The 12,319-nt window shown below is 64.2% G+C and carries 6 protein-coding genes and 1 pseudogene; all 7 read right to left on the bottom strand.

The window, feature by feature from the left end; genetic code table 11:
• Positions 1 to 3: 3 nt before the first annotated feature.
• The 7 genes and pseudogenes from HMP06_RS10125 to kduD all read right to left on the bottom strand — a co-directional run bounded on the left by HMP06_RS10125 (position 4) and on the right by kduD (position 12,243).
• Positions 4 to 1,857: a methyl-accepting chemotaxis protein gene (locus HMP06_RS10125; protein WP_176496983.1), complete on the bottom strand. Its 1,854-nt coding sequence runs from the start codon at positions 1,855 to 1,857 to the stop codon at positions 4 to 6.
• A gap of 76 nt (positions 1,858 to 1,933) precedes the next feature.
• A complete protein-coding gene (locus HMP06_RS10120; protein ID WP_176496982.1) occupies positions 1,934 to 4,459 on the bottom strand; it encodes a TonB-dependent receptor domain-containing protein in 2,526 nt (841 codons plus the stop codon).
• Positions 4,460 to 4,839: 380 nt separating this feature from the next.
• On the bottom strand, positions 4,840 to 5,841 hold the full coding sequence (locus tag HMP06_RS10115; protein ID WP_176496981.1) for an alpha/beta hydrolase: 1,002 nt from the start codon (positions 5,839 to 5,841) through the stop codon (positions 4,840 to 4,842).
• Positions 5,842 to 5,919: 78 nt separating this feature from the next.
• Positions 5,920 to 8,829, bottom strand: coding sequence for a TonB-dependent receptor (locus HMP06_RS10110; protein ID WP_176496980.1), 2,910 nt, complete (start codon positions 8,827 to 8,829; stop codon positions 5,920 to 5,922).
• A gap of 219 nt (positions 8,830 to 9,048) precedes the next feature.
• Positions 9,049 to 10,382 (bottom strand): annotated as a pseudogene (locus HMP06_RS10105) (carboxylesterase family protein).
• Positions 10,369 to 11,373 carry a sugar kinase gene (locus HMP06_RS10100; protein WP_176496979.1) on the bottom strand — a complete coding sequence of 335 codons (1,005 nt, stop codon included), beginning with the start codon at positions 11,371 to 11,373 and terminating at the stop codon, positions 10,369 to 10,371. Before HMP06_RS10100 ends, HMP06_RS10105 begins: the two are co-directional and overlap by 14 nt.
• A 114-nt stretch (positions 11,374 to 11,487) precedes the next feature.
• Positions 11,488 to 12,243, bottom strand: coding sequence for a 2-dehydro-3-deoxy-D-gluconate 5-dehydrogenase KduD (kduD, locus tag HMP06_RS10095; protein WP_176496978.1), 756 nt, complete (start codon positions 12,241 to 12,243; stop codon positions 11,488 to 11,490).
• Between the last annotated feature and the right edge of the window lie 76 nt (positions 12,244 to 12,319).

Genomic DNA, 12,319 nt, shown 5'->3' with positions numbered 1-12,319 from the left:
GCGTTAGAACGACTGCCAGTCATCGCTTCCCGAGGCCGGCGCGCGGACCAGTGCCGAGATCGCGGCGGCAGGCAGGTTCCGTACCGGGCGATCCATTACCCTGCTGCTGCGGCGATTTGCCGCGGGGGCATGGCCGTCGCCGACGTTGAAACGGCTCGCGCGCTGGGACAGCCCGCTCACTTCTTCCGCCAGATTGCGCGCGGCGGCGGACGTTTCCTCGACCATCGCCGCATTTTGCTGCGTTGCCTGGTCCATCGAGCCGAGCGCGCTGCTGATCTCGGTAATCGCGTTCGACTGGGTCTGGTTGTCGGTCGCAATGTCGCCGAGCAACTGGTTCACATCGGCAAAGCCGGTGGAGATTTCGGCCAAAGCGACGTCCACTTTCTCGACCGCGCCGACCGCGGTGACGATGTCGGTCTGCGTCGCGCTCAACTGATCCCGCGCGCGTCCGGCTTCTTCCTCGGCGCGCATGGCGAGCGCAGAGACGAGATCGGCGACGACCGCGAAGCCACGCCCGGCCTCTCCCGCGCGGCCCGCCTCGACGGCGGCATTCATCGCCAGCACGCGGGTTTGGAACGCGATTTTGTCGAGCCCTTCGATCACGCTGTCGATGCCCTTGGCGCTTTCCGAGACCCGGCTCATCGCCTGCACGGCTTCCTCGGCGGTAGTGCGGCCATCGGTGACCGTGCCCATCGCGCCTTCTGCGCGCTTCGCGGTGCGGTTGGCGGCGATGGCCGTCGCCTTCAATCGGCCGTCCATCTGCGTGACGGCAGCGGAGGTTTGTTCCAGGCTTGCCGCGTTCGATTCGGTGCGACGGGCGAGATCTTCGGATGCCTGCGCGATTTCGCACGAACCGCTGCGGATCGTGGCGGCGGAATCCATCACCGACGCGATCAGCTCGCGCAGCGCCACGACGGCGGCGTTGAAATTGGTCTTCACCGCAGCATAATCGGACGGGAAGGTGCTGCTGATTTCTGCCGTCAAATTGCCGTCGGCGAGCGCCGCCAACTGATCGGAAATCGTCGCGACCACCATTTTTTGGTCAGCCTCGGCGCGGGCGGCAGCCTCATCCGCTTTGCCCTTGGCGACCGCTGCGTCGCGGAACACCAGCACCGCGCGCGCCATGTCGCCAAGTTCATCACCACGGTCGGCATCCGGTACGGTCACCGCATTATTGCCGGCGACCAGATCGCCCATTGTCTTGGTAAGCCGGGAGATGGGGCTGGCGATCAACTGGCTGAGCAGGAAGGCGAGCGACACCGCGATCGCGATCAGGGCGATTCCGCCAATGATAAGCACCGTGACCGCGGAGCTGATTGCGCCGTTCTGGCTCGCCGAATTTTTCTCGATCAACGCCTCTTCGGCGTCGCGAATGTCACGCAGCGGCAGGACAGCGGCGCTAGTCAGCACGGCCTTGCCCGCGGCGCGCACTTCGGTCTGGGCATTCTCGCGTTCGCCGCTCTTCACCTTCTCGATCAGGCGGTCGCCCCACGTCTTGCGCCACTCGATCGTCGCGGTGCGCGACTTGAGCAACGCTGCCTTCAGCGCCGGTTCGGCGAGCAGCGTCTCAAGTTCGCGCGATGCGCTGTCATAATCGTCGCGCGCTTCGTCATAGGATTTGAGATAGGATGGGTCGGCGGTCACCAAATAGCCGCGCATCTGGCTGTTCTGACGCAGCAGCGATGTCTCCAGCATCTGCGCCTTTGCATGAACCAGCTGACTGTGGTTGTTGCTGTCGGTCGCAGCCCGGATCGAGCTGATGTTCATGAAAAACACCGTCATCATTGCGGCCGCCGAGACGCAGATGACGAGAAACGAAAGCGCGAGCTTTCTCGGGATCTTCATGGATTTGAACATCTTGAAACCTTCAATGAAACCGGTCGGGATGACCGGACCATCGCGCGCCGGGAGAACGCGCGATGGCCCGGGCACGTCAGAAGTCGAGGCGGAGCGAAGCGGTGACCGAGCGGCCGTTGGCCGCGCGGGCCCAGCCGACGCCGTTCGCCGGGACTGCCGACTGGCTGACTTCGAACAACGCCAGCTCGTTGAAGGCGTTGTTGACGTTCAGCATCACTTGCACCCGCTCGACCGGGCGGATTTGCAGGAACGGATTGACCATCACAAAGCCCGGCATCTTCAGCAGGTTGGTGTCCTGCGCGTAGCTGCTGGTGTTGCCGATCATATTGACGCCGACTGTGAACAGCTTGCTGTCATATTGCGGCGTGGCTTCGAAGATCAGGTCCGGCTGGCGCCGCGGCGTCTGTCCGGCAACGGCAGCGTTGAGCGTGTCGTTCTTGATCTCGGCTTTGGTATAGGTCGCCCCGGCGGTCAGGCTGAACGGCCCGTGCTGGAAACCGGCTTCCAATTCCATGCCGTACGCGCGGTAATTGCGCTTCGTCTGGGTGCCGGTGCCGGCCTGCACATTGGTATCCTGCGTGTCCGCAAGGAACGCCGTGGCGTTGACGGTGATGCCCTTTTGACGGAACTTCACGCCGCCTTCGGTCTGGGTGACGACGTCATAGGCATCCGCCGAATTGCCCAGGCTGCCATCGGTCGTGCTCACCGCGGTGGCGAACAGGATCTTGTCGGCATTGGCGCGCGCGCCGCGGCTATACCGCGCGAACGCCGACAGCGCCTCGGCAATGCGGTAGTTCACGCCGAGCGAGTAGCTGAAGTAATCGTATTTGTAGTTCACCGGTGCCGGGCGCGTCAGCGGCACGACGGCCGTCCTGCCTTCGGCGACCGAGATGGTGCCGTTGTTGTTGAAATCATAGCTGGTGAGGCCGGTGCGATTGCCACCCAGATCGAAGCCGAGCAACTGCCCGGTGACTTTGCCGGTATCGTAGCGGATGCTGCCGCCGAGCGCGATCTTGCCGATGTGGTAATTGACCGAGCCGTAGGGCGCGGTGATGTCATATTGCACATCGAAGACGCGCTTGTAGGTACCGTTGAATGCCGAGCCTGGGGTTTCCAGGGCATAGCCGGTGTAACCATCCTGGGTCTGTGCGACGCCGGCTGCGTTCGAGAAGTTGAGCAACGACGAATTGCCGCCGCCGACCACGTCCTGCAGGATGCTGACGTAGCGCCAGTTGGTGTTGAGCTTCTGCACCGATTTGTAGACGCCGCCGGTGATCGTCAGGTCACCCTTGCCGACCTTAAACACGCGGTTGGCGCGCAGATCGTTGGTGAAATTGTCGAGCGCGTTTGCACGGACGTCGGTCAACAGCATCGCGCCGACCAGGCCGTTGCCGTTGAGCGCGCTCGGGTTGGCGATGATCTGCCCAGTGCGCGGCCCGTTGGCATAGCTCAGCGTGCCGCCGGGGGTGATCGTGCCTGGGATCGCAACGCCGGCAAAATAAGGCGAGATCAGATCCCGCGCGACGCTGCCCGAAATCTTCGAATAGCGCGCTTTTTCGGTGATCGACCAGCCGGCGACCTCGAACTGCGTTTCCAGACCGATCGACTGTACCTTGGCGCGCATCCCGTCGTGGAGCGACGTGCGGGAAGGCTGGTTGTTCTCGTCGAATCCGATGATCCCGCTGATATTGCGCGACAGGACCGAGTCCCGCAAAATGTCGAAATTCGGCACGCTGCTATAGGTCGGGTTGTCGTTGGTGCCGGTGATGCGCACCGGGCCCGACATATATTGCGGCGAACGGTCGTCGAGATACTTGCCCGACAGGCGGATATAGCCATTGTCGAAGGTCTTGGTGACGTTGAACTTCACCTGGCCGCCCTCAAAGGCGTTGTAGCCGACGCGGCGGATGCCCTCGCCCGAGCGATAGAATCCGCCGACATGGAAGCGGAGCGTGTCGCTGATCTTCGTGCCGTAATCGAAATCGACGCGCTTCATGTCATAGCCGACGCCGCTGGTGAGCTGGATCGCGCCGCCCTCGGTATCGCCGGTCTTGGAGATCAGGTTGATCACGCCGCCGGGCGAATTCGACGCAAAGGTCGAGGCCGAACCACCGCGGATCGCTTCGATCGCGGCTAGATTGAAATCGGCGCGGATGAAAATGTCCGAACCGAGGTTAAAGAAGTCGCCGAATTCGAGAACGGGCAGGCCGTCTTCCTCGAGCTGCATGAACTTCGAGCCACCGGCTGCCAGCGGCAGGCCGCGGATCGTGTAGCTGGAGTTACCATCACCGGTCGAAGATTCGGTGCGAATGCCCGGAATGTTGCGCAGGATGTCGCCAAGCGAGCGTGCGCTCAGCTTCTCGATCTCGCTGCTTCTCAGCGCGCTGGTCGACGTCGCACTGTCGAGGCGGTCACGGCCCTTTGCGACGCCGGTGGTGAACGCCTCTTCGACCGGTGCCTTTTCGGCGGGTGCATCCGACTGCTGATCGGCGGCAACGCGCTTCTCGGCCGCCGGTGTCGGCGTGGCGGCTGCCGCGTTGGCCAGGCCTGGAAGTATCAGCGCCAACGGCGCGACTGTGAACATCAAGAAGCTCGTTTTCATTCTGTAAACCTGTTGCTGGATGATTGATCGACGCGTCGCACCGACTGGTTGGAAACCGTGGCGATCCAGGGATCGCCTTGAGCATGACATCTCCTTTATAGGATGACTCCCGAGCGTAACGTTTGCTGGATTGCATTTTTCGCAAAGGCGCGGGTGCGTCGAACGTCTGCGGCTATCGCGCTCAACGCGATCGTCAGCGCGGCGCATCGCCGCGCGCGACTTCGCGCAGCACCGTCAAAAAGGCATTGTGCCGATTATAGGATCGGACTGGACATCAACGGCTTTGCGCGTCAGCCCGATGCGCCCCGCTCAGTCCCGACCGGCGCTCACTCAGTGCGGCTCGCGGGGAGATCCTGCACGTCCTGACTCGCGTCGCGCGCTTAGCCGAGTCCTTGTGTCCTCGCCCAGGCCAGAAACAGGTCGGGCCACGCCTCGGCCGGTTTGCCCATTGCGCGGCGCAGGCCGAAACCGTGGCCGCCATTGGTGAACAGATGTGTCTCGACCGCCACGCCCGCGCGCTTGCACGCCGCGCGGAACTCGATGCTGTTTTCGACCTTCACGACCGAATCATCCTCGGCATGGACGAGGAAGCAGGGTGGCGTCTGGGCCGAGACATTGTTGGCCGTGCTATGTGTCGCCGCTGACGCCGCACTCGCATCCGGGCCGATGAGCAGATCGCGTGAGCCGGGGTGCGCGAGCGCGGGCATCATCGACTGGACGGCATAGATCAACGCGGCCGCATCTGGCCGTGCGCTCAAGCGATCGGCGGAATCGACCGGGGCATAGACCGGCGCGGCAAAGCGCGTCGCCAGATCGCCCACGACATGGCCACCGGCCGAAAAACCCATCGCAGCAACGCGCTCCGGCACGATGCCATAGTCGCGCGCGCGGGCGCGGATGATCCGCATGGCGCGCTGCGCATCGGCGAGCGCGACATTGGGCCCCGCCGCCCAGCCGTCGCCCGGCAGGCGGTAAAACAAGACGAAGACCGTGAACCCGCGCGCCGCGAGCCAGCGCCCGATCTCATAGCCTTCCTTGTCGATCACGACGCGGACATAGCCGCCGCCGGGGGCGACCAGCACCGCGGATCCATTGGGGATGCGAGGGCGGAACACGATAAGGCGTGGACAGGAGATGCCGTGTACCGCGCGATCGGTAAGGGAGGCATCCTTGCTGCGCTCGTCGACCGTCTCGACGATTGGCGGGCTCAGCTTGCCGGGGGCACCCTTCGGCCACAGGTCGATTGTTTCGTCAGGCTCTGGCAAGCCGGGAACCGGTGTGGTCGCCCCTATGCGCGGCGGCGCTGTTTGCGCGACCGCGAGCGCGGGCGCAGCGAGCCCGCCCGCCAGGGTTCCCAAGATTGCGGTGCGACGGTCGAACATCGGCGTGACTCCAGCACAAACAAGACGGACGCCGCCACGGGGTGGCGACGTCCGGAGGGGAGGAAAGGCGGTTCGAAACTACATTTTCACACGCGCACCGAACAGGATGGTGCGGCCGAAATGGTTGTTCTCATAGGCGCGATTGGCATTGAGGTCGGTATAGCGATCACGATAGGTATCGGTGAGGTTGGCGCCCTCGAGTGAGACTTCGAGCCATTTGGTGAAGCGATAGCGCACCGAAGCATCGATGTTGGTGGTTGCATTATACCCTTCGAACACGTTGCCGGTGGCGCTGTTGGCATCGACATAGGGTCCGCGATAGCTGATCGAGCCCCGCGCGCTGAACTTCGAATCTTCATAGTAGAGCGTGCCGTTAAACGCTTGTTTCGACAGGCCGAACAACGTGCCATTGCGCGTTGAGGTGACCAGCGGACCGAACGTGCAAGCCGAGGTCGGTAAGGCTCCAGGGACGCAAGCGGTCACCGCCGGCCCCGACACGGTATAAGTCGCGGTCGAATTGACGAAGGTCGCATTGGCAATGCCGCCGAAATTCTTCAGGAAACCGGGCAGAAATTTGAACGGTGCCTGCACCGACAGCTCGATGCCCTTCAGGCTCGCACCCGTGCCGTTGACATTCCCCGTGATCGTCCACGGCTGGCCCTCCGGTGCGCCGGCGGCAGGCGAGCCGGGCGGGAGCAGCGACAGCGGCAGGCCGGTCGACGCATAGGTGCCGTTGGATGGCTGCGACACCGGGAAGCTCTCGATATCCTTCTTGAACACTGCCACCGACGCGATCGACTGCGGCGCGAAATACCATTCGAGCGCGAGATCATAAGCGGTCGCGCGGAACGGATCGAGCTGTGGGTTGCCGAAGGTGATACGGTAGTTGAAGCCGTCGATCGTCCCGCCCGGCGTCAAATTGCCTAGCGTCGGCCGTGTAATCACTTTCGCCACCGCTGCACGCGCGATGATGTTTTCGGTCGGATACAAAGCGAAGTTGAGCGACGGCAGCCAATCGTCATAACTGCGGCGGACCGATACGTTGACGCCGCTGTTGAACCCGTACGAACTTTGATCGGTCTTGACGTAGCGCGTGCCGGCGTTGAGCGCGTAGCGCAAACCGAGCAATTCGCCCTTGGCATTGAACTCGAGATAGCCGCCGGTCACCTTTTCGACGACGCCGCGCGTGTTGCTTGCGTCGATCGCGGGCGTGCGACCGTACAGATTGGTGAACGCCGTCGCCGCGGGCAAATTGGGGACGATATAGGTGCTCGTCGTGCCCGCCGGTTGTCCGGCGCTGCCGAGGTTTACCGTTTGCGCTAGCGCGGCGGTGACCGGGAAACCGTACACGGACGTTGGTCCGAAGGCCGAGCTTGGCGAGCAGGTGATCGTGCCGAGAACGACATCTTTCCCGCCGGCGTTGGGGCAAACAACCGTATCGCGCGTGAAACCCGCCGTATCGAAGCTGAAGCGGCGATAGACGCCACCGGCCTTGATCTGGAATCCTTCGGCAACATCCCATTCGACGCGAAGCTGGGCGGTGCGGAACTTGTTGATCGTGCTTGAGGGGCGATCGCGGATTTCGGCGAGCTGGAAGTTGCTTGGATCAGTCACGCTCGTGCCAAAGGTCAGCAGCGGGCTGCGCGAATTGGTGTAATCGTATTTATATCCCTGCGCATCACGATCGTCGAAGATGATCGTCGTTTCCTGGGGGATGCTCGCATTGGACTTGGAGAAGCCACCGAGCAGCGTGAAACGGAGCTTGTCCGTCACGTCCTGATCCCAGGTGCCGCCAAGCTGATAGAATTCGGTCTGCGATTTGCGGTTGTAATGTTCCGCGCGAACCCACGCGTCGTTCAGCGTGGCCGTGACCATGTTCCCCTTGGTGTCGTAGGTCGGGTTGACCACGTCGATCGACCGCTCGTTGGTACGCAGCAGCACTTCGATCCACTGCTCGTCACGCGTTTCCTTGAAGCGCGAATAGAGGCCGTCGATCGAGATTTTGGTGGAATCGGTCGGGGCGAACTGCACGCTGCCAGTGATGCCCAGACGCTCACGCTCGCGCGTGATCACGCCGTAACGCGGAATACGCGGATGGAACGCCAACGCAGCCTGATCGCACGCAGCATTCGGACGGTAGAAGCCGCCGGCATTGGCGACGGGCGTCGCGCTTGTATTCGACGAATAGAAGCACGGCGTGCCGTTGACCGAATCGAACCGACCCTGCGCCCAGCGCGTCGTGTTGTTGCCGAGTTCGAGCGTGTTGAGTTTCGAATAGGCCGCCGACACCGAGGCTCCGAAGGTGCCCGCATCGTTACGCCATGACAGCAGCCCGGCAACACGCGGGCCGAGGGTCTTGGCGAGATCGTTATAGGAGCCCTGTACCGACAGGGCGCCCGAGAAACCGGCCTTCGCGGCGAGCGGGTTGCCGGTGTTGAGATCGACCACCGCGCCAAGCGATCCTTCGTCAAGCGACGCTTCGGCGGTCTTGTGCACCACCAGCGAGCTGAAAAGTTCGGAAGCGAACACGTTGAAATCGAACGCGCGGTCGCGGTTGGCGCTTGCCCCGTCGGTCGAGGTCGCAACCGTCTCCATACCGTTCACGCGGACGCGGGTGAATTGCGCGCCCAAGCCCCGCACGGTGATCGCGCGGCCTTCGCCGCCGTCACGCTGGATCGATATGCCGGGAATACGCTGCAGCGATTCGGCAAGGTTCTGATCGGGGAATTTGGCGATGTCCTCGGCGACGATCGAATCGACCGCGGCGACCGAGTTCTTCTTCACGTTGAGCGCGGCTTGCAGCGACTGGCGGAAACCCGTGACGACGATATCCTGCCCGGCATCTTCGCTGGCAAGTTCGGGAGTGGTCGGGGCCTGAGTTGCCGGCGCGGTCTGCGCGGCGACAGTCGCCGGGAGCAGCAGCGCGATCGCCAGTGCGCCGATGGAGACGCCACGCTGGGCCGTCCTGCTGCTGAAAAGCTTGGTCATCTTTCATCCCCTTTACGCGTCGTCGGCAATCGCGACGCGAATTGACACCGGTGGCCGCGTCAAGCCCATCAGGGCTGCGCGACAGCGTGCAGAAGGGAAGATAATGCGCGCTCGAACCGCGTTTCACTCCTCTCCTGCGTAACGGCCGCTCTTATGGCGGCTCGTCGGATGCCCTGATTGTCGTCTTTGGTAACCGGTGTCAACGCTGAATTTTATGCTTTATGTTCCGGGCTGTATGTAGGGAACGCGCGCGAACAGCTCACGCTGCCAGCGGCGCGGATCGTCCTCCGGTCGCGTGACGGTATCGAAGATCATCGTCGTTCGCCGCGTCAGGTCGTAGCGCGGCCACAGGTTCCGCCCGCGATGATTGGGATCGCCGGTCTTGGCGAAGGCGACGAAGCTGTCTTGCATCGCGCTGCTCGCCGCGCGCGCGTCCGCCCCTGTGCCGGTCTGCGACCCACGCGCGCCGAGCGTGCCGAACACCAGCGGAATGTCGATCGTATGGAAAGCGCCGCGGCGCGGATCGGTGCGGGAGCTGAAATCGACTTGATAGACCCAGGCGGGCGCCCCGGCCCGCGCGCGCGTCTCGGCTTCGATCACTTGTCCGCGCCAGCTCCGCCCCGCCGTCGTCGCGGCGTAAAAGATTTCTGTCGGGGACCACGTCGGGAAGTGCGCACGATACTGCGCCACCACCCATTCCGGCAGAATGTCGATCCGCAGTTCAGGGGCGATCCGCGCAGCAAGATTGTCCCACGTCAGCCCCTTCACCTTGTCCGAATCCGGCGAGAGGAAGCCGCGCGTCTCGTCGTGCGTATTGCCGAGGATCAGCGGAACCGACACGCCTTGCGGGTTGGCGTCGGGCCAGAACGGGTGCCGCGTCAGCCATGTCATGTCGAGCACCGGCCCGAAATAGACCCCGCCGCCGAGGATCGGATCGCTCGCATCAAGCGCTGCGACAAGTCTCTCCTGCGGCATCGTCAGCAGCGGCGCGAGGTCGCTTTCGCTAACGCCCAGCTTCGCCAGATAGGCGCGGGTGCGCGCGGTCGCGTTGAGCGGACCGGAGGCGGTCACTTGCTGCCCGCTCATCGTCGCGGCGCGGTGGAATAACCCCTTGGCGGCGGGCATTCCCAGCATCGTCGCGATCTTCGCGCCGCCGCCGGATCGGTCGAGCTGCCGCCTGAATAGGCGCCGCCGTGAATGTAAACCATCACGGGCAGCTTGGCCGTGGTGTCGGGATTGGTGGTCCAGACGTTGAGGTAGAGACAGTCCTCGGACTGCGGACCGTAGCTGCTGCCCGCTTGCGGCGCGACCGGCCCGAATGCGGTCGCCTGCCGGACTTGGCCGGGCGTGGCATAGGCCAGCGGCGCACGAAAGCGCTCGGCCGTGCCATAGCGAATGCCGCGAAACGTAAACACGCCGTCCTCGACCGTGTTGACGAACAGGCCCGAGGGCGCCGTAATCCACGGTGGCGCGACCGCGCCCGCGCGCCCCGCGAGCAGCAGCGCTGCGCTGCTGCCGATCAGCGCGCGGCGGGTAAGATCACCGCCGGACATCGAGTCCGCCGGCCAGATAGGCATCGATGTCGGCCTGGCGGAACAGGCTCGCATCGCCGGGCAGCGAATGTTTCAGCGCTGCAAGCGCGAGGCCGGTACGCACCGCCTCTGCGCTGTCGCCGCCCGAGCGCAGCGCGTGCAGCACGCCCGCGGCAAAGGCATCGCCCCCGCCGATCCGGTCGACGATCCCGGCGAGCACGACTTCCTCGGTCTGCGCATGGTCGCTGCGCGTGTCGATCCGCGCCGACAGGCGGTGTAGATCGACATGCTCGACATGCCGCGCGGTCGACGCGATCGTCTGCAGTTTGGGGAAGGCTGCGAACGCCGCTTCGGTTGCCTCACGACGGCGTTCCTCGCCATCGCTGGAAAAGTCGCGGCCGAGCAGCAGCGCAATGTCGCGGTGGTTGCCGAACAGCAGATCGGCCTGCGCGACGAGCTGCGTCAGGATGCCGCGCGGATCGCTGTCCCAGCGTTCCCACAATTTCCCGCGCCAATTGCCATCGAACGAAATCGCCACACCGCGCGCCGCCGCCGCTTCGGCCGCCGCAATGGCGGTGGCGGCGGGCACCGGCCCGAGCGCCGGGGTGATGCCTGACAAGTGCAGGCGATCGACCCGGGCCAGCAGCGTGTCCCAATCCCACGCCTCGGTCGGCGTTTCGGCGAAGGAGGAATAGGCGCGGTCGTAAATCACCTCGGTCGCGCGCATTCCGGCGCCCGAGGTCACGAAATACAGCCCCATCCGCTCGCCGCGAAACTGGATGCCGCTGGTATCGACGCCCGCACCGCGCACATTGGTCAGCGCAGCACGTCCCAGATCATTGTCGGGCAGGGCGCTGGCAATCCCCACATCATGCCCGAGCTTGGCAAGCGCCACCGCGACATTCGCCTCGGCTCCTGCCACCCACACGTCGAACTTCGGCGTCTGCATCAGCAATTCGCGCCCGGGGGGCGAGAGCCGCAGCATGATTTCACCGAATGCGAGGAATTTCATACAATCAGGCCCCTTCGTCACCCCGGCCCTGTGCCGGGGTCCACCGCGCCACGAACGCCGCGCCTGCCGCACCGTGAACCTCGGGACAAGCCCGGGGTGACGCCACGGTGGCGATCACCGCGCCAGCCATCCGCCATCGACCGCCAGGATATGCCCCTGCACGTAATCCGCCGCGCTGCTCGACAGGAACACCGCAGCACCCCCCAAATCGCTGGCATCACCCCATTTCCCCGCCGGAATCCGGTCGAGGATCGCGGCGTTGCGCACCGGATCGGCTTGCAGCGCGGTCGTGTTGTTGGTCGCGATATAGCCCGGCGCGATCGCGTTGACGTTGATGCCGTGCTTCGCCCATTCGTTTGCGAGCAGCTTGGTCAACCCGCCAATCCCGCTCTTCGATGCGGTATAGCTCGGCACGCGGATGCCGCCCTGGAAGGTCAGCATCGAGGCGATGTTGACGATTTTCCCGCCGCCATTTGCGATCATGTGCTTGCCCGCCGCCTGGCACAGGAAGAACACCGATTTGAGATTGGTGTCGATCACCGCGTCCCAATCTTCCTCGGTGAAATCGACCGCGTCGGCGCGGCGGATGATGCCGGCATTGTTGACCAGAATGTCGAGCCCGCCGAGCTTTTCCACGGTTTCATCCACGACTCTTTGCACAGGCTCGATCGTGGAGAGATCGGCCGAGATGATCTCCGCACGGCGGCCGAGCGCCCGGATCTGCTGGACGGTGTCCTCGGCGGGGGTGCGGCCGACGCAGGCGACGTCGGCACCCGCCGCAGCAAGGGCTACGGCGATGGCCTGCCCGATGCCGGTATTGGCACCGGTGACCACGGCGACCTTGCCGGAGAGATCGAAGGGAGAGGTCATGATCTTGTCCTTCTTGCTCCCCTCCCGCCTGCGGGAGGGGCTGGGGGAGGGGCTGTCGTATCGGCGCGGCACCGCC

The sequence above is a fragment of the Sphingomonas sp. HMP6 genome (assembly GCF_013374095.1).
GTDB lineage: Bacteria > Pseudomonadota > Alphaproteobacteria > Sphingomonadales > Sphingomonadaceae > Sphingomonas.
This window is presented reverse-complemented; position numbering and strand designations above follow the sequence as displayed.